Annotated in this window: 13 protein-coding genes; 11 read left to right on the forward strand and 2 right to left on the reverse strand. The window is 55.3% G+C overall.

What is annotated here, in order from left to right; genetic code table 11:
* The first annotated feature begins 5 nt into the window (after nt 1-5).
* The 10 genes from Q4551_RS04225 to Q4551_RS04270 all read left to right on the forward strand — a co-directional run bounded on the left by Q4551_RS04225 (nt 6) and on the right by Q4551_RS04270 (nt 11,732).
* Nucleotides 6-893 carry a type II secretion system F family protein gene (locus Q4551_RS04225; protein WP_303431967.1) on the forward strand — a complete coding sequence of 296 codons (888 nt, stop codon included), beginning with the start codon at nt 6-8 and terminating at the stop codon, nt 891-893.
* Nucleotides 890-1,717 carry a type II secretion system F family protein gene (locus Q4551_RS04230; protein ID WP_303431968.1) on the forward strand — a complete coding sequence of 276 codons (828 nt, stop codon included), beginning with the start codon at nt 890-892 and terminating at the stop codon, nt 1,715-1,717. The genes Q4551_RS04225 and Q4551_RS04230 overlap by 4 nt, the downstream gene beginning before the upstream one ends.
* A 38-nt stretch (nt 1,718-1,755) precedes the next feature.
* Entirely contained in the window at nt 1,756-2,916 is a 1,161-nt protein-coding gene (locus tag Q4551_RS04235; RefSeq protein WP_303431969.1) for a hypothetical protein, read from the forward strand.
* Between the two features lie 120 nt (nt 2,917-3,036).
* The gene (locus Q4551_RS04240; protein WP_303431970.1) at nt 3,037-3,942 is read left to right on the forward strand and encodes a phosphate/phosphite/phosphonate ABC transporter substrate-binding protein; all 906 of its coding nucleotides are present in this window, start codon (nt 3,037-3,039) and stop codon (nt 3,940-3,942) included.
* Nucleotides 3,943-3,948: 6 nt separating this feature from the next.
* Nucleotides 3,949-6,984 (forward strand): response regulator, encoded by a 3,036-nt coding sequence (locus Q4551_RS04245; protein ID WP_303431971.1) that lies wholly within the window; start codon nt 3,949-3,951, stop codon nt 6,982-6,984.
* 20 nt (nt 6,985-7,004) lie between these two features.
* A complete protein-coding gene (locus Q4551_RS04250) occupies nt 7,005-8,441 on the forward strand; it encodes a sigma-54 dependent transcriptional regulator (protein WP_303431972.1) in 1,437 nt (478 codons plus the stop codon).
* A 203-nt stretch (nt 8,442-8,644) separates the two neighbouring features.
* Nucleotides 8,645-9,295 carry a TetR/AcrR family transcriptional regulator gene (locus tag Q4551_RS04255; RefSeq protein WP_368501365.1) on the forward strand — a complete coding sequence of 217 codons (651 nt, stop codon included), beginning with the start codon at nt 8,645-8,647 and terminating at the stop codon, nt 9,293-9,295.
* 39 nt (nt 9,296-9,334) lie between these two features.
* Nucleotides 9,335-9,883, forward strand: a complete 549-nt coding sequence (locus Q4551_RS04260) for a L,D-transpeptidase (RefSeq protein ID WP_303431973.1) — start codon at nt 9,335-9,337, stop codon at nt 9,881-9,883.
* Nucleotides 9,865-10,914, forward strand: coding sequence for a beta-N-acetylhexosaminidase (gene nagZ, locus Q4551_RS04265; protein ID WP_303431974.1), 1,050 nt, complete (start codon nt 9,865-9,867; stop codon nt 10,912-10,914). The genes Q4551_RS04260 and nagZ overlap by 19 nt, the downstream gene beginning before the upstream one ends.
* A gap of 71 nt (nt 10,915-10,985) precedes the next feature.
* A complete protein-coding gene (locus tag Q4551_RS04270) occupies nt 10,986-11,732 on the forward strand; it encodes an S-methyl-5'-thioinosine phosphorylase (protein WP_303431975.1) in 747 nt (248 codons plus the stop codon).
* Nucleotides 11,733-11,859: 127 nt separating this feature from the next.
* Here the strand turns inward: Q4551_RS04270 and Q4551_RS04275 are convergent, their stop codons facing one another.
* A complete protein-coding gene (locus Q4551_RS04275; RefSeq protein ID WP_303431976.1) occupies nt 11,860-12,684 on the reverse strand; it encodes a CsiV family protein in 825 nt (274 codons plus the stop codon).
* A gap of 3 nt (nt 12,685-12,687) precedes the next feature.
* On the reverse strand, nt 12,688-16,143 hold the full coding sequence (mfd, locus tag Q4551_RS04280; protein ID WP_303431977.1) for a transcription-repair coupling factor: 3,456 nt from the start codon (nt 16,141-16,143) through the stop codon (nt 12,688-12,690).
* Nucleotides 16,144-16,861: 718 nt separating this feature from the next.
* On the opposite strand from mfd, the gene Q4551_RS04285 reads away from it, so the two are divergent.
* Complete coding sequence (locus Q4551_RS04285) at nt 16,862-18,313, forward strand: glyceraldehyde-3-phosphate dehydrogenase (RefSeq protein WP_303431978.1); 1,452 nt, start codon at nt 16,862-16,864, stop codon at nt 18,311-18,313.
* Nucleotides 18,314-18,557: the final 244 nt, after the last annotated feature.

Here is an 18,557-nt window from a genome sequence, read left to right on the forward strand (position 1 = left end):
AGGCAATGATTGATTATCTGGGCGTATTGTTGGCGGCACTGGTCAGTCTGATCTCCGGCGGGCTGTTCTTCTTTCTGCGTGACCGGGCCTGGTCGGAATCCTGTCTGACAATCGGTGCGACGGAACAGCGTTCCGGTTTTCATCGCTGGCAGCACCGCATGAACCAGCGCTTGAGCACGCTTGGTATTCGTTTTGGCGTGCTGCTGCTGGGGACCGGTGTGTTTCTGGTGGCTGCTGCGGTACTGCTGGCGATGCTGACGCTGTTTCCGACGCATTATCTGGCCGCCACCGGTGCCGCCACCGGTGTGGTTATTCTGGCGGTCATTGTTATGAAAGATGGCCTGGCGTTCCAGCAGAACCGGTTTGAACAACAACTGTACGAAGCCATGGAATTGATGTCGGCATCGCTGATGGTGGGGGTGCCCATCACCGACGGTTTGCGGACGGTGGCCCACTCATCCAAAGGGGCGTTTCGTCTGGAAATGCAGCGGGTTCTGCATCGTCTGGATGGCGGACTCAGTGCCGATCAGTCCTTCAGTTTGCTGAACCAGCGTTACCCCAATGAAGGGGTGCGGGCGTTTACGGCGGCAGTTGACTCCAGCTGGAACACCGGCGGCGACCCGCTAACCCTGATTCGATCGGTACGCAACCTGCTCAAGCGGCGACTGGATACCCGTGCCGAAATCCGCACCGGGCTGTCCAGCCTGCTGTCGGCATCGGTTTTTATCGGCTTGTTTCCCTACCTGTTGATTCTGGTTTTCCAGTGGAAAGATCCAACCTGGCTGACCCTGATTGTTGAGCATCCGAAAGGGCCAACACTGGTGGTACTGGCGGTACTGACCCAGCTGCTGGGGTTCTTCTGGCTACGTTACCTGGCGAGGCAAAGTCTATGACGTCCATGAATCTGATTGATGCGTTATTACTGGGACTGCTGGTCACCATCCTGCTGGGCGCGATGGTGATCTGGGGGCTGCCGCTACAAGGCAGGGCCAGGCTGGATGCCGATCATTCACTGCTGTACACCAACCACTGGATCGCCCCGCGCAAGCTGGTACGGCAAGCCGGGCTGTCCCCGGATGGCGTTGCACTCTGGTTTGTGCCGTCGAGTCTGATTCTGATGCCGCTGACGTTTTTACTGACCCTGAACGAGTTTGGTCTGGTGTGGCCGCTGGCCTTGCTGGTGGGCATGCTGGCGACCAGCTTGCCGTTACTGGTTTTGTTGTTGTTGCGGGGCCAGCGTGTTGCCGAAGTACGGCAGCGACTGCCGTTTTTTATCGACATGCTGGCTGCCTATCTGGCGGCGGGAGTGAGCTTGCCGCAGGCGCTGAAAACCAGCATCGATGTGTGTCATCGCAAGGATGATGTGCTGGTGATGGAGCTGGGGTTGGTGATGCGGGAAATTGAATTGGGAGTCTCGCAGGACGATGCCTTTGATGCGCTCCGGTTCCGTTTGCCCTGCCTTGAAATCGAACGGCTGGCCGCTCTGGTGCAGATGGGCAGTCGCATGGGGGTTCCCTTGTGTGAAAGCCTGCGGGCGTTTGCGGAGTCCATGAGTACTCGTCAGCAGCAATGGGTGCGCAAGCTGATTGCCCGCCGCAGCCTGGTGTCATTGTTCCCGATGTTACTGGTGGCCTTTCCTGTGTTTGGGGTGCTGGTGGTCTTTCCTGCTGTTCACAAAATATACCGGTTGTTTCAGGAATTGGGCGTCTCGCTTTGATTCTACCACTCTCAATACACCTGATGATGGAGGGCGTTATGAGTCAGGCATCGCCAAAACGGCAGCAAGGATTCGTGATTACCATGGAATTACTGCTAATTACGACTATTTTGATATTAGGGTCTCTGGTGGGGCTGGTAGCAATTCGTGATGCGTTGTTCAAACACAAGGTGCAGCAACAGAACATGACCCCCAAGGTACTGGACCAGCAAGGCCGGCTGCTGGGAGAGCCTGTGGCCTATGATGAGCACGAAGCGCCCTTGCTGGCCTATATCGACCGTAGCACCGATCCGTTGGGACGGGTGCTGATTGGCATCCGGGATGATCGGTTCTCCAGCCGGGAAGCGGTGTATTTCGATAGCGCCAGCTGTCAGGGTGATCCGTGTATCAAAAGTGTCAGTGATGAACTGACCGACAATCAGGGAGCATCCCGCTTGAACCGGAGCGGTAATGTCAGCTATTTGAACGCCCTGCAAGGCGGAGCGAATTATGCGGTGGGGCCAGGCAGCGATGGTTTGCCGGGTTTTTTGTACCGGGAGAGTCCGGAGCAATGTGACTTTGATCTGGACGACGTGCAGTCGCGCTGGCACTCCCAGAGCGTTATGACCGGGTTGCCCTGCGAGGAGCTGACGGTGGAAGACATGAGTGTCCCGGCATACACCGGGTGTCTGCTGAATGTGACGCCATTGCTCACCGATCCGCTGGACCCGACCAGTCTTGACCTGAATTGTTCGTGCCCTGCGGGGACCACCGACCAGTTTAATCTGATTGATCAGGTAGCGCCTCTGGTCGGGGATTTGTACGACCAGACCTTTGCCACGCTGGGTGTGCTGATTGCTCCGCCTTTTGACAGTGATGGGCTGGGCACAATTTGTTGTGAAACTCCCTCGGAGTTGAACGAATCCGGGTTGGTCGAAACCCTGGCGTATCTTGTCTTGAAAGACCAGCTGAGCCAGCTAGCCTTGTCTGCCCTGGAGCAGGCCGAGCTGGAGTCGCTGCTGGAATCATTGCTGAGTCCCGCTGAGCTGACCTGCAAACCAACCCTGCCTTTGCGGGCAGCAGAATCGGTTGCCAGTGCGGATGACCCGGCAATGAATGCTCTGGAACCATTTGAGCCGCCGTTTCGGGTCACACTGCCAGCGGCGGCGTCGGATGTCTGGATCAGCACACCACCCGATGGTGTGGAAGGGCGCCCTTGATGGCGAGGGCACGGCAGGTCGGAGAGAACGATTGGCTTGTGGTTTATAGCAACACAATCGGTAGGTGAGTGTTTTGGGTCAGATATTGCCGGACAAACAACCTTGATGAGGCAACAAGTCATGATGAAACAATGGTTACGCGTGGGAGTGATATGGCTGTTGACCGGCGTAACGATGGCAGTGGCGGCCGGCATGACCCTGTTAACGGCGACGGCGACGGCGACGGCAGCGGCTTCAGAGGCTCCGGTGGTCACCGCTGCAGCGGCAGAAACACAGACAGCAACGCTGACATTCGGTGTGGTGCCGCAACAAGCGGTGACCAGAATGTTGCGGGAATGGACGCCCTTGCTGCGCGTCATCAGTGACGAGACAGGGGTGGCAATACGCTTCGCCACGGCACCCAATATCCCGGCCTTTGAGCAACGTGTGCGCGATGGCCTGTACGACATTGCGTATATGAGTCCGTATCACCTGACGGTGTTTGCCGATGACCCGGGTTATGTGCCCCTGGTGCGGGTACAGAACAGGCAGATCAAGGGCATTATTGTTGTAAACCAGGCGTCGACCTTGACCCGGCTGGACGAACTGCACGGGCAGACGCTGGCATTTCCATCGGTGGGAGCCTTTGCCGCCACTTTGCTGACGCAGGCCAGTCTGGGCCTGAAAGGCATCGATTTTGGCAGCCAGTATGTTGGCTCTCATGATGCGGTTTATCAGGCCGTTGCGGCAGGGTTTTACCCGGCGGGAGGCGGCATTATCCGTACCTTTAATCTGCTGGATACCTCAATCAAGGACCAGCTGAGGGTCTTGTGGACCTCGCCCGGTTATACCCCTCACGCCATTGCGGCTCATCCACGGCTGTCACCGGCACTGCGTCAACGGCTGGTGGCGGCGTTTACTGAATTGCCGCATGAACCTGGTATCGACACCACCCTCGAGGCTTTGGGAATGGAAGGCTTTATCGCCGCCCAATACGCCGACTGGAATGATGTCAGGGCGTTACATATTCAACCTTCCGACAGGTAGCACTCGATGTCCTTGAAACTGAAAACCATTGTTGGCGTCGCGGCTATTGAAGCAGTCTTTCTGATATTGCTGGTGTGGCAGGCCATGCAGATCCTGACCCTGTCCAATCAGCAGGCGCTGGAAACCCGAGCGCAAGAAACCGTTGGCCTGTTTGGCACCCAGGTCGAAAATGCCCTGATCGCCACCGATCTGGCCACTCTGAACGAGATGGTCGATCAGCTGATGGCGCAGGGCAATATTGAATACGTCAGGATACTCGATCAGCGCGGTATTCTGGCCAGTGCCGGTGTCCCTGAAAAGCATGACTGGAACTTTCAGCGCGACCTTAATTTTGGCGATATTCACGATGGCATGTTGGATGTCGACTATCAGGTGTTCGAAGAGGATATTTATCTGGGCACCATACAGCTGGGCATATCAACAACCGGACTGGGTTTTCTGATTAGTGAATCAAAAACGCGGCTGATCGGGATCGCATTGGCCGAATTATTTATGGTTGCGCTGGTTTCATGGATTCTGGGCTGTTACCTGACCCGCACCTTGTCGCACCTGACCCGGCAGGCCCAGCGTCTGTCGAAAGGAGAAATGGTCGAGCCATTACCGGTGAATGGCCGGGATGAGTTGGCCGTTACCGTCCAGTCGTTTAACGACATGGTGGAGAAGCTGGCCCAGGCGAGAGAAGAGGATGCGATCAAATCCGCCGTTTACGAGGCCAGCCTGGATGCCATGATTACGCTGAACAAGCAGGGTAATATCATCGAATTCAGTAGCGCGGCGGAGCTGATTTTTGGCTGGCGGCGTGAGGACATCATTGGTAAAAAAGTGGAAGAGACCCTGGTGCCAGAAGAGCTGATCGATGGCCATCTGGCGCGACGGAAAGCCTTGTTAAGTGCAAAACAGTACTATGGGCAAGGGGCTCGACGGGAAACCGTTATGCTGACCCGGGCCGGGGAGCGTATACCGGTCGAGGTCTCTTCTGTTATCTTCAAGAGCCAGAAAAACACCTATTTTACGGCGTTTGTACGCAATATCTCCGAGCAGAAAAACAATCAGGCCCAGTTGATAGCGGCGAAAGAAACCGCAGAACTCGCCAGTCAGGCCAAGTCCCGCTTCCTGTCCCATATGAGTCATGAAATACGCTCGCCACTCAACGCCGTGATGGGGATCTTGCAGTTACTGGAGCTGGAATCCTTATCGGCCAGCCAGCGGCGTTTATTGACCATTGCTGATACTGCCGGGAGCAGCTTGCTGGCGGTGATTAATGAAATTCTGGATTTTTCCCGGATTGAAGCAGGCAACTTGCACACGGATTATGCAACGGTTGATCTGGCCGATATGACCAGCTGCTTGCTCACCACACTGGAAAGCAAGCTCGATACCGATCAGGTTGAGCTGTTTTGCCAGATCGAAAACGGCGTGCCCTGTCGGGCAGAGTTTGATGTTGATCATACGATCCAGGTGATTCGAAACCTGGTGGATAACGCCATCAAGTTTACCGACAAAGGATTGATTCGCCTTAAAATCGCCCTGGTGCCAGGCACCGGGCAGACATCGTGCCTGGCGATATCCATCCATGATACCGGTCGTGGTATTCCGGCAGCCCAGTTGAAAGATGTTTTTCATGAGTTTGAGCAGGTCCATGCCCGAGAGGATACCCGCGCCGGAGGCATTGGCCTGGGGTTGGCGATTGTCAAACGTTTGGTTGTCTGGATGGGAGGCACGGTGGATGTCAGCTCAACCCCGAATCTGGGCAGTGTATTCCGTTTTACTGTGCCGCTACGTTCCTTCGAAATGATCCGGCAGGCCACACCGCCACCCTTGCAATTCCGCCGCGTGATTCTGGTTACCGGCAACGAGGCGTTGCAGCAGGCAATTGCAGAGTGTGTACAACCGCTGGAGGTTGCCCTGTCGGCGTTTGCTTCCCTGGCGCACTTCAAAGCCAGCCAGCAGGAGCGCCAGCCGACGTCGACCGAGGTGGTATTGATCGATGAGGCCGAACTGCCAGCCACAGGACAAGAACTCGACTGGTATCAGCAGCTGGCCATAAGCAAGGTGCGGCTGACCCGATTGGGGCAGGATCAATCTGTCCCCTGTTCTGAACAGGAAAGCGTGCTGTACAAACCCCTGTCATATCAGAAAATTGAACGTCTGCTGCGCGGGCAAGCCTGCGATGAAGCGGCAACGCCCAGCCAGACTGCGACCGTGACGGGCAGCCATAACCGTATCCTGATTGTGGAAGATATCGAAGCGAACCGGATTGTACTGGGCGGAATACTGACCAAGTCGGGTTATCAGGTCGATCATGCCTGTAACGGTGTTGAAGCCTTGCAGGCGCTGGAAGTGGGTCATTACGATATTGTGCTGATGGATTTGCATATGCCGGTGATGAATGGCATTGCTGCGGTGACCCGGCTCAGGGCTTGCCCCGGTACAAATCAGCATATTCCCGTGGTTGCTCTGACCGCCAATGCCGAGAAAAGCGAAATGCAACGGTGCCTGGCCGCCGGCATGAATGACTTTGTCAGCAAGCCCTTTTTTACCAAAAACCTGCTGGCCGTTATCAACCGACAGGTGTATCAGCATCAACAGCTGCACGATACACCGCCTGAGGCAGTGCCAGACGATGCACCGGGTCATGCTGCCAGTGTGGCCCGTCAGGCCGCGGCGCAGGCAGAGCTGGACGCGCGACTGCTGCACAAGGCAACGCTGGAAAAGCTGGCCGCCGAAACATCTTTGCAGGCGTTACCACGGATGCTGAACAGCTTTATTGCCGAGCTGACCCGGCGGATGGACGATCTGGATCGCGCGCTGGAGAGCAATAACCCGCAGGAACTGGGGAGTCAGGCCCATGCCCTGAAAAGCAGTTCGGCGGTGTTTGGTGCTCTGGCGCTGCAACAGGCAGCGCAACAGCTGGAGCAGCTGTGTTATGGCAATGCAGCGGATTTTGCGCGGGTAATCAGCGCGACTCAGGAACTGATGTTACTGGTCCGGCAAACGCTGGAATGTTATCGCAACTACATGCAGTCGATGGCTGCTGAATAGGCTGAATAGAGAGACAACGGATGACCAAATCAATATCACTGCCCAGGCTGCTATTGGTCGAAGACAGTCAATCAACGGCCATGGTTTATGCGACGTATCTGGAACATCTGTTTGACGTCACCGTGGTGTATACCGGCACAGATGCCATCGATGCGCTGCATCGTCATCGTTTTCAGCTGGCGGTTATGGATGTGCAATTACCGGATATCTCTGGTCTGGAGGTATTGAAAACCCTGCGTGAACGGGATCAGCAGTTGCCGGTGGTGATTATTACCGCGCACAGCACCGTGGAAGTGGCGGTTGATGCCATGCGTCTGGGAGCCAACGATTTTCTGACCAAGCCGTTTGATAAAACCCGCTTGCAGCACACCTTGCAGCAGGTACTGAAAACAGTCCAGCTCAGCTCATTGGTCGAGACCTATGAAAAGACCTTCGACCGCAGTCATTTCTACAATATGGTGGGAGCATCCCTTCCGATGCAGGCGGTGTATCGCATCATTGAAAGTGCAGCATCCAGCAAGGCGACGGTGTTTATTACCGGAGAGAGTGGTACCGGCAAGGAGTTGTGCGCTGAAGCGCTGCACCGGGAAAGCCCTCGCAGCAAGAAGCCGTTTATCGCGCTGAACTGCGCGGCGATTCCGTTGGAGCTTATGGAAAGTGAGATCTTTGGGCATATCAAGGGTGCTTTCAGCGGTGCCAGCCAGAACCGTGAAGGCGCGGCCCAGCGTGCGCATGGCGGCACCCTGTTTCTGGATGAAATTGGCGAAATGCCGCTGTCCTTGCAGAGCAAGTTGCTGCGGTTTATCCAGTTGGGGACGTTTCAGGCGGTTGGCTCCAATCAGGAAGTCACGGTTGATGTGCGGTTTGTCTGTGCCACCAATCGCGATCCCCTGACTGAAGTCCGGGCCGGACGTTTCCGTGAGGATCTGTTTTATCGGCTGAATGTGATTCCGGTCCATATGCCACCATTGCGGGAACGCGGACAGGATATTTTACGTATAGCCAACGCGTTTTTGCGGCTGTTTAACGAAGATGAAGGCAAGTCCTTCCAGAGTATCAGTCGTGGTGTTGAAGAGCGCTTGATGAGTTATCGCTGGCCCGGCAACGTACGGGAACTGGCCAATGTATTGCGTAATATGGTGGTGCTGAACCAGGGGCGACAAATAGAAACGGGGCATTTGCCCGACTTTTTCCAGCAGCAGGAAAAAGCGCCAGCTCCCCGTGCTGCGACCATACCCGAGGTGGTTCCGGCAATAACAGCAGCAACAGCCCCGGTTGCGGTTGAAGCCCCGGTGTTGCCGTTATGGCTCGAAGAAAAGCGCATTATCGAAAGGGCCATAAACCATTATCACGGCAATATTCCCAAGGCTGCGGCGATGCTGGATATCAGCGCCTCGACCATTTATCGCAAGAAACAGTTCTGGGCTGCCCAGGATGCCGAACAGGTACCGGGCTGATATAAACAAGCCCGCGGCGGCTGTCAGCCGGGCTTGTGTTGTTCCTCTCGTTCCTTTCCCAGTGTTTTAACCGCTGCCAATACAGGCGCTGTTGCCTGTTATTCCTGAATGAATTTCCACTGGATATGAATGACTTAGCTGTCTTCATCTTGCATGGGTGTTGTTTTAAACGTATGTTTAAAACCAACTTGTAGGCTGGGAATATGGCTCTGATGGCTCAAAAAGACACCGCTAAAAGTATTCTGGATTCTGCTGAGGAGCTGTTTTCTGAACGAGGTTTTGCAGAAACCTCGTTGCGGAATATTACCACGCGAGCCGGGGTCAACCTGGCAGCGGTGAATTATCACTTCGGCTCTAAAAAAGAGTTGATCCAGGCCGTTTTTGCCCGCTTTCTGACGCCGTTCTGCGACGACCTTGGCAAGGCCTTGAGAGGTTATGAACATGGCCTGGCGGGCAAGTCTCCGGAACTGGGGGCACTGTTGCGGCTGCTGGCTGAAACTTCCATGGCTGCCGGAGGTGGCAACGCCCGGCGGCTGGGTATTTTCATGCGCTTGCTGGGGTTGGCTTACTCGCAGGAACAGGGGCACTTGCGCAAATTCTTGCGTAACCAGTACGGCGCGGTGTTTGAGCGTTATATGCAGCTGGTCACTGCCGCCTCTCCTGAATTGAGCGATGAAGAGCGTTTCTGGCGTATTCACTTTATGCTGGGGGCAACGGTGTTTACGCTCTCCGGGGTGGAATCCTTGACCGCCATGGCGCAGCATGATCTGGGTGTCAGTACCGGGATCGATGGCGTGATCGACAAGCTGGTGCCTTTTTTGTCATCCGGCTTTCAGGCACCTCATCAAGACTAGCAGCCGGACCGAATGTAATAGACCTGGAATAACGAGGATATGGCAACCTTGGCAAAGAATGGACCGGACGGACAAGGAATCATGATCGAGATCTCGATAGCGGATCAGCAGTTACGTCTGACGACGCCGCAAACGTGTATTGTCTACCCCATATCCACCGCCCTGAATGGGGTTGGTGAGCAAGAAAATTCTGGCTGTACGCCGCGTGGCTGGCATCGAATTGCCGCCCGTATCGGCGGAGGCCTGCCGCAGAATGCGGTGTTTGTCGGGCGACGTTTTACCGGAGAGCTGTACTCCACTGAGCTGGCCACAAGGCATCCGGCCCGGGACTGGATTCTTACCCGGATTCTCTGGTTACAGGGCATGGAAATAGGCTTCAATCGTATGGGGCGCGTGGATTCGATGCGGCGCTATATTTATATTCACGGCACACCGGATTCGGAACCGATGGGCATTGCCCGCTCCCATGGTTGTATTCGTATGCGTAACCAGGATGTGCTGGCCCTGTTTGATCAGGTGAGCATTGATACACCGGTGTGGATTCAGCCACACAGTTTTTCGAGGATTCCATGTCGCGAGCTGTCTTGAACGATACCGCAGCAGTTGGCGTCGTGGCCGACTTGCTGGGGACACAACTGCTGAAAGAAGATTGGCCGGTGCTGGAGTCGGAAGCTCTGAGTGGCCTGATTCTGTTTGGACGTAATTACCAGAACCCGCAACAGTTGCAGAGGCTGACGGCCGATGTTCGCCAGCTGCGGCCGGATTTGCCTCTGTTTGTCGATCAAGAGGGGGGCCGCGTCCAGCGCTTTCGGGAAGGATTTACCCGCTTGCCGGCAATGGCACTGCTGGGGCAGTGGTTTCAGTCCGATCCAGAGGCAGCCCAAACACTGGCTCACGATATTGGCTGGCTGATGGCAACGGAGTTGGCCGCATGTGGTGTGGACGTCAGTTTTGCGCCAGTGCTGGATATCGAGCGCGGCTGCTCCCAGGTGATTGGTGATCGGGCTTTTGCCACCCATGCGGCGGTTGTCAGCGTGCTGGCGGCGGCGCTGGTGGATGGTATGGCGGCCGCTGGCATGCAAGCCGTGGGCAAGCATTTTCCGGGGCATGGCGCAGTGATTGCCGACTCGCACCGGGAGCTGCCGGTTGATTACCGCAGCCTGGCCCAGCTGGATTATGACATGCGGCCTTTCCAGCACCTGATTGCATCCGGGCGCATGGCGGGTGTGATGCCGGCACATGTCATATATCCGGCATTGGATAGCGCACAGACGGCTGGATTTTCCCGCCGTTGGTTGACCCTGTTACGACAACAGCTGGCATTCTCCGGGGTTATCTTCAGTGATGACCTGACCATGGAAGGTGCTGCCAGTTATGGCAGTTACCGCCAGCGGGCGGAGCTGGCAATGACTGCCGGTTGCAACGCGCTGGTGGTATGTAATCGCCAGTCTGGTGAGCTGGAAGTGTTACAGCATGTCGAACAGGCATTGGCACAAGGACGGCCACGGCTGGATCTGTCGGATTGGCGATGTTTGCCAGCGACAGCCAGCACCACTGCAGCAACGGATTCGTCACTTGAACGTATTCGTGCCGAGCTGGCAGTATTGACCGCATCCTGATTGAAATCACACTGTTTGGCGTCCGCTATCGGGCGCATTCCCTTTTTTGCTTGATTAACAGGAGCGCTCGCATGTCCTATCAGCGTATTGGCATTATTGGTGGTACTGGCCTGACTCATCTGGAGGGGCCGGAGGTAACGGCTCGCCATGATATTAATACCGTTCTGGGGACGCCGTCTGGCAGTGTCCATGAGGGTCTCTGGGAAGGGCGTGAGGTGCTGTTTATGGCCCGGCACGGCCATCCGCATTCGGTGCCGCCACACAAGGTGAACTACCGTGCCAACCTGTTGGCATTACAGGAGCTGGGGGCTGAAGCCATTCTCGCCGTCAATGCGGTCGGGGGGATTCACCCGGATATGGGCGCAGGGGCCATTGTGATTCCGGATCAACTGATCGATCTGACCTGGGGGCGGGAAAGCACCTTTTTTGACGGCAGTTATCAGCCACTGAACCATATTGATTTCACCGAGCCATTTGATGCCGGATTACGCCAGGCACTGATTGAAGCCGCCAGGGTGTTACCGGCGCCGGTGAGTGATTATGGCGTGGTTGGCGTGACCCAAGGCCCACGGCTGGAGACCGCCGCCGAAGTGAATTACCTCGAGCGTATTGGTTGTGACCTGGTTGGAATGACCAGTATGCCGGAAGCGGTACTGGCACGGGAGCTAGGCATACCCTACGCCAGCGTCTGCCTGGTGGTGAACCCGGCGGCGGGTCGCAGCGATGCCGAAATTACCATGGCTGATATTCAGGCGGTACTGGACAGCGGTATGAATGACGTTCGGGACTTGCTGGCAGCGGTCTTGTTGTCACTGTAAGGGCCGGCTCCCGGCTCTGTCGGTGTCCGCCGGTTATGTCTGTGCCGTAGCTTCGTGTGTGTCCTCTGCCCCGGGATCAAGCCCGGGGTGACGGATGATTTGGTGACGGTCGTCTGTGCTCGCCAGTCTATTCGCCAGCTGTCAGGTCTGGAAACTCAACCGGTGTAATAATCAATACAACGCCCAGCATCGGGTGGTCGATATAATGCAATTCCTTGCTGCGCATGCGGCGTTTCTGACGAACCTCGGTGGCCCGTATCGGGTAGAGGCCATGAATGGTCAATGGCTGCTGGCTTGCCAGTATGGCCGGGGTCGATGTGCCGTCGGTATTGATGGCTGTGCTGAATGCCTGTAACTGTGGCTCGGCGGGCATCTGGCTGCTGAGGTGTTGCACATGAAAGTCGGTCGAAATATGCAGGTAGCGGCTGAGGTAGAGGCTGAAACCGCCGGTAATCTGGATTTCCGGTTCTCCGCCGACGGTCAGGTTGACCTTGTGGACGATGGTGCCTTCCTGGCTTTGTACGGGTTCCAGCCAGCTTTGGTGCCATACCACATCCATATCGGCCTGTGGGTTGATGCGGTTGGCTTCCCGTTTCAGTTTAAGGCTGGACAGCGGTGCCAAGGGTTGCCACAGGCTATCCGGTAGTCTGACCGGGAGCTTGATGGCATCGAGAAACTGCGTTTGTAGCCGGCGGTAACGGTAATGTTTGGCGACCGGGTCAAGGCGTCTGGACTTGGGTGTCATCGTTGCAAAGAGCGACTGGCTGTCGAGGATGACTTTGGGCCAGTATTCCTGGTCGATGTCGCTGTTATTACGATAGGCGACCAGCATCATTTCAACCTGAAACCAGTTATCGCTTAACGGAGTGGCGGCCACCGCGCTGGTGGGCAGTGTGAATAATGTGGTGAGGCTCAGAAAGAACGCCACTTTGGCAGAGTGAAACAGGTTCAAGGGTCAGAGTTCCTTTTGCAGTTCGGTCAGCACCTGGTCGATGACGTTAAAGCGCCGGTCGATAGTGTCCATGTTGAAGTAGAAACGCAAGGTGTGGCCACCTTCCAGTTTGTAGCTGTGGGATTTGCTTTGTACCAGCTTGACCAGCGTGAAGGGGTTGATTTTGGTGTCGGCGCTGAATTCCAGTCGACCGGAGTCGGAACCAACGTCGAGCTTGGCAATGCCCAGCGGGTTGAGCCGCAATTTCAGCGCGGTTTGGCGGAACAGGTTTTTCACCGGGTCTGGCAGTAGCCCAAAGCGGTCGATCATTTCGACTTGCAGTTCTTTCAGTTCGTTATCGCTCTGGCCGTTGGCAATCCGTTTGTAGAGCGTAAGGCGGCTGTTGACGTCGGGCAGGTAGTCGTCCGGGATCAGCGCCGCAATATGCAAATTGACATCGGCCATCTGTTTCGGGGTCAGGTCGTCAGATGGAATCTTGCCGGAGCGCATCGCTTGTACGGCTTGTTCCAGCATTTCCATATAGAGGGTAAAGCCGATGGTTTCGATCTGGCCGCTTTGCTCTTCGCCCAATAATTCCCCGGCACCCCGGATCTCAAGGTCATGGGTTGCGAGCATAAAGCCCGCACCGAGGTCTTGTGCCGAAGCAATGGCTTCCAGACGTTTTTCAGCGTCCTTGGTCATCACTTTGGGCGGCGGTGTCAGCAGATAGGCATAGGCCTGATGGTGTGAACGGCCAACCCGGCCACGCAGCTGATGCAGCTGGGCCAGGCCGAATTTGTCGGCCCGTTCAATAATAATGGTGTTGGCTGAGGGAATATCGATACCGGTTTCAATAATCGTGGTGCAAACCAGCACATTAAAGCGTTTGTGGTAAAAATCACTCATCACGCTTTCAAGTTCGCGCTCCGACATCTGGCCGTGGGCAAATACAACCCGGGCTTCCGGCACCAGTTGGTCCAGTTCACGGGTGATTTTCTCGATGCTTTTGACTTCGTTGTGCAGGTAATACACCTGACCACCACGGAGGATTTCCCGCAGGATGGATTCCTTGATGGTGGCTTCGTCGTACTGGCGCACAAAGGTTTTGACGCTCAGTCGCCTTGCCGGTGGGGTGGCAATGATCGACAGGTCACGAATGCTGGCCATGGCCATATTCAATGTACGCGGGATCGGCGTGGCGGTCAGGGTCAGAATATCGACATTGGCGCGTAAGGCCTTGATGCGTTCTTTTTGCTGTACCCCGAAGCGGTGTTCTTCATCGATGACCAACAACCCGAGGTGTTCAAACCGTACGTCTTTTTGCAGCAGCTTATGGGTGCCGACGACGATATCGGTTTTGCCATCGAGCATGCGTTCCAGAGCCTGTTGGGTTTCCTTGGCGGACTTGAAGCGCGACAGTACATCGACCTTGACCGGCCATTCGGCAAAGCGGTCGGCAAAGTTCTGGTAATGCTGTTGTGCCAGCAACGTGGTAGGGACCAGTACGGCGACTTGCTTGCCGCTTTGTACCGCCATAAAGGCAGCTCGCATGGCCACTTCGGTTTTACCAAAGCCTACATCGCCACACACCAGCCGATCCATGGGGCGTGGTGAGCACATATCGTTGACAACGGCGTCGATGGCGGTCTGTTGATCCGGGGTTTCTTCATAAGGGAAGCCCGCAGCAAAGCGGTCGTATTCTTCGTCCGGGCCGTTAAAAGCAAAACCTTTGCGGGCTTCCCGGCGGGCATAGATTTCCAGTAGCTCGGCGGCGGTGTCACGAATTTTTTCGGCGGCCTTGCGTTTGGCGGCCGCCCATTTTTCGGTGCCGAGGCGGCTGATTGGAATTGCCCCGTCTTCGGCTCCGCCGTAGCGCGAAATCAGGTGTAACGACGACACCGGTACGTACAATTTACTGTTGTTGGCGTATTCCAGCACCAGAAATTCATTCAGCTGGCCACCGGCATCCAACGCCTGTAGCCCTTGATAGCGGCCGATGCCGTGATCGAGGTGTACCACGGGGGCGCCGGGTTTCAGCTCGGACAAGTCACGGATAGTGTTGTCGGCATCGGTTTTCTGCTTGTTGCGGCGGCGGGTTTGACGAATGCGCTGGCCGAACAATTCATTTTCGGTAATCAGGGCCAGCGGTTGGCTGGCGTCGATCACAACGCCTTTGCTGAGCGGTGCGGTGGTGAGCATGAGCTGGTCGTTGCTCTGGGTCGCAGTGATCCAGTCCGGGTGCTCACTGGCCCGGATTTTGATGCGGCTGAGTAATTCTTTCAGGGCTTCCCGACGACCGGCTGACTCGGCACAAAACAGCACTCGGGTGTTGGCGTTGGCTTGCAGCCAGGATTGCAGGCGTTGCAGTGGTTGATCCAGTCGCGAGTCGATACTGATGTCGGGCAGGGGGTGGGTGTCAAACCGGACGGCACCGCCGCGGCTGGGCAGGTCGGCATCATGCCATTGAATGCGTGGGTAATCGTTGAGATGACTGAACAACTGGTCGGTTGCGATAAACAGCTCACCCGGCGCCAGGATCGGGCGGGTGCGGTCGTAGCGGCGGCTTTCGTAACGCTGTTCCAGTTCATTACGAAAATGTTTGGCGCCGGGTTCGATACCGGCATCGTGAATGATCAGGGTATTGCGGGGCAGGTGGTCAAAGAAGTTACCCAGGTCATCGGCAAAAAACAGCGGTAAATAGTATTCGATACCCGCCGGGGCAATGCCCTGGCCGATGTCGACATACACAGAGCAGTCGTTGGGGTTGTGCTCAAAAAAGTCGAACCAGCGATGTTTGAACATCTTGATGGCGGCGGCATTGAGCGGAAACTCCCGGGCGGGCAGAATGCGGATGCTGTCGACTTTATCCAGCGTGCGCTGGTTTTCAGGGTCGAAGGTTCGCAGGGTCTCGATTTCGTCATCAAACATATCGATGCGGAATGGTAATGCCTGGCCCATTGGGAAAATATCGACAATGGCCCCTCGAACAGCAAATTCGCCGTGTTCATACACGGTGTCAACACAATGATAACCGGCGGCCTGTAACTGCTTGCGGGTATTGTCGACGTCAAAGTGCTGGCCGACGTCCAGTGCAAAACTCTGGCCTTGGTAAAAGCTGGCAGGGGGCAGGCGATGCAACAGGGTTGCGACCGGGATAATCAGAACGGCCTGACGAATATCCTGCAACTGGCTGAGGGTGGCGATCCGTTGGGAAATGATGTCCTGATGGGGAGAAAACACATCGTAGGGCAGGGTTTCCCAGTCGGGAAATAACAGCACGGGCAGTTTGGCGGCGAAAAAACGAATATCTTCTTCCAGCTGCAAGGCGTTGGTAGTGTCGTTGCATACCACCAGGGTCAGGCCCTGATTGGATGATGCGGCCTGGGCAATGGCCAACGCCAGGCTTGCTCCCTCAAGATTGCCCCAGAAGCGACGTTCGGCAGCTTTGGTTGGCAGGTCGGGAGTCATCGGACTGGTCATGCGTTCTCCGTGCGTATATCGAAGGGTGGAATCGGCAGGCGGTCAAGTGTAATCAATGGCTGGAAGGGTGTCACAGGTTTCCCGTCAGAGGGCTGCTGTTTTGCCCTGCCAATGCGGATCAGGCAGGCTGGTATTGGGAAATCATTGAGAAATCATCGGCGGTTGGGCCTTGTGTATCTCCTGGAGAAAACGTAATTACGTGGCTGTTTTGTCATGGAATCGTGTCAATTTGAGGAATTTTGACACCTTTTGAGCCCAATAATCCGCTGTTTACCCTGTGTCAACCAATGGGCAATGGAAGTATTTTGTCAGTTTGGGTCGGTTTTTGTTGGAAATTAACTACGTTAATTGTGCAGCTTGTCATTATGTGAATCGAGGTAAGAGTGTTGTGATGGTGATTTCAAAAGCCACGACCTGGTCGCGAGGGACAGACAGGTTCGGGTATTGAGGACGATGACAACAAGATAACGACAAACAGGGGCTATGCTATGGAATATGCCTTTGCTGAGTCGCTATTGTTGGCCGTACTGGCCTGAACCGGTCTGGCTGATTGATGGTGGCATGGGAGGGGCAATGGTCGTCTGGTTCACCAAATTCGAAAAAATAGGTAGGTTTTCTACAAAGTCGGTTGCTTTTTGGTCGGATTGTGAACTTGGGCCGGCACGTGCATAATCTGCACCGTAATGATCCCTCGAACAATTAAATGGAAGGTTTGCCTGTGACTCAAGATATGCGCGACACCTGCTTGCAGGATTGGATGGAACGCGAAGCGATTGCTGAATCCATGATTCCCCTGATTGGTGGTTTGTACCGCACTCATAATGTGATCACATCCCTGTATGGTCGTGCGATCATCAATCGTTCTGTGATTGATATTCTGAAAGCACATCGTTTTGTCCGTCACATGGAAAAACAGGAAGTCACTGTCCGCGACACGTTCCCGATTCTTCAGGTTCTGGCAGAGCTGGATATCAACCGTGTCCATGTTGATATCGGCCGTCTGGCGGTAAAATTCCGCACTGAGGCAAATGGTCGCGACCTGCGCACCTTTGTGACTGACGAGCTGGGTGACGCCGTTGGCCAAACCACAGAAGATGGCGAAAACCGTGACATCGTATTGTACGGCTTTGGTCGTATCGGTCGTTTGCTGGCTCGTATCCTGATTGAAAAATCCGGCGGTGGCCGTGGTTTGCGTTTGCGTGCCATCGTGGTTCGTCGCGGCAAGGGTGATGACCTGGTCAAACGCGCCAGTTTGCTGCGTCGCGATTCAGTACACGGTACTTTCCGTGGCAGCCTGTCTGTCGACGAAGAGAACGAATGCCTGATCGCTAACGGCAACGTGATTAAAATCATCTACGCTGGTAGCCCATCTGACGTTGATTACACGGAATACGGCATCAAAAACGCTCTGGTGATTGATAACACCGGTGTATGGCGTGACGAAGATGGCCTGAGCCAACACCTGAAATGTAACGGCGTTGCCCGTGTGCTGCTGACTGCACCAGGCAAAGGCGATATCAAGAACATTGTTTATGGCATTAACAACGGTGATATCACAGAAGCCGACAAGATCCTGTCTGCGGCTTCCTGTACCACCAACGCGATTACGCCGGTTCTGAAAGTGATGAACGATGAGTACGGTATTGTCAGCGGCCACGTTGAAACCGTTCACTCCTATACCAACGACCAGAACCTGATCGATAACTACCACAGTGGTGATCGTCGTGGCCGTTCTGCACCGCTGAACATGGTAATTACGGAAACAGGCGCTGCCAAGGCCGTTGCCAAGGCATTGCCAGCACTGAAAGGCAAGCTGACCGGTAACGCGATCCGGGTTCCAACGCCTAACGTTTCCATGGCGATCCTGTCGTTGAACCTGAGCAAGGACGTCAGCGTTGATGAGGTAAACGAGTACTTGCGTGAAGCTTCCCTGCGCTCTGACCTGCATCGTCAGATCGACTGGGTAAACTCACCGGAAGTGGTATCTCTCGACTTTGTTGGTAACAGCCATGCCGGTATCGTTGATGCCAAGGCGACGATTGTGAATGGCAATCACGCCAACCTGTACGTTTGGTACGATAACGAATACGGCTACAGCCGCCAGGTTATCCGTATCGCGCATCAGTTGTGTGGTGTTGAATACCCGACTTACCCACCGGTACAAAACTGAGTGCTGACCGGCTCACGACTGCTCTGAATGGGCTGCTGAGCCGGTACAATGCATGCCGTTATCGAGGAGAAAGCAGCGGTTTTCTTCTCGATAACGTTCTGATTTCCCTGCCATGACTACCTTCCTGATACTCCTGTTTCTTGCTGTTTGGCACTGAATAGCCTCTTTTTGGTATAGATTGTTCCCTCTAAAGCATGATCTACCTACACCCTTGATCGCTAGATTATTCGGGTGCGCCTCTTTA

Source organism: Oceanobacter sp. 5_MG-2023 (genome assembly GCF_030548165.1).
Classification (GTDB): domain Bacteria; phylum Pseudomonadota; class Gammaproteobacteria; order Pseudomonadales; family Oceanobacteraceae; genus Oceanobacter.

Coding starts and splice junctions, on each gene's coding strand:
- Q4551_RS04225 (WP_303431967.1), top strand. CDS start 6: ATGATTGATTATCTGGGCGTATTGTTGGCGGCACTGGTCAGTCTGATC.
- Q4551_RS04230 (WP_303431968.1), top strand. CDS start 890: ATGACGTCCATGAATCTGATTGATGCGTTATTACTGGGACTGCTGGTC.
- Q4551_RS04235 (WP_303431969.1), top strand. CDS start 1,756: ATGAGTCAGGCATCGCCAAAACGGCAGCAAGGATTCGTGATTACCATG.
- Q4551_RS04240 (WP_303431970.1), top strand. CDS start 3,037: ATGATGAAACAATGGTTACGCGTGGGAGTGATATGGCTGTTGACCGGC.
- Q4551_RS04245 (WP_303431971.1), top strand. CDS start 3,949: ATGTCCTTGAAACTGAAAACCATTGTTGGCGTCGCGGCTATTGAAGCA.
- Q4551_RS04250 (WP_303431972.1), top strand. CDS start 7,005: ATGACCAAATCAATATCACTGCCCAGGCTGCTATTGGTCGAAGACAGT.
- Q4551_RS04255 (WP_368501365.1), top strand. CDS start 8,645: ATGGCTCTGATGGCTCAAAAAGACACCGCTAAAAGTATTCTGGATTCT.
- Q4551_RS04260 (WP_303431973.1), top strand. CDS start 9,335: ATGGCAACCTTGGCAAAGAATGGACCGGACGGACAAGGAATCATGATC.
- nagZ (WP_303431974.1), top strand. CDS start 9,865: ATGTCGCGAGCTGTCTTGAACGATACCGCAGCAGTTGGCGTCGTGGCC.
- Q4551_RS04270 (WP_303431975.1), top strand. CDS start 10,986: ATGTCCTATCAGCGTATTGGCATTATTGGTGGTACTGGCCTGACTCAT.
- mfd (WP_303431977.1), bottom strand. CDS start 16,143: ATGACCAGTCCGATGACTCCCGACCTGCCAACCAAAGCTGCCGAACGT.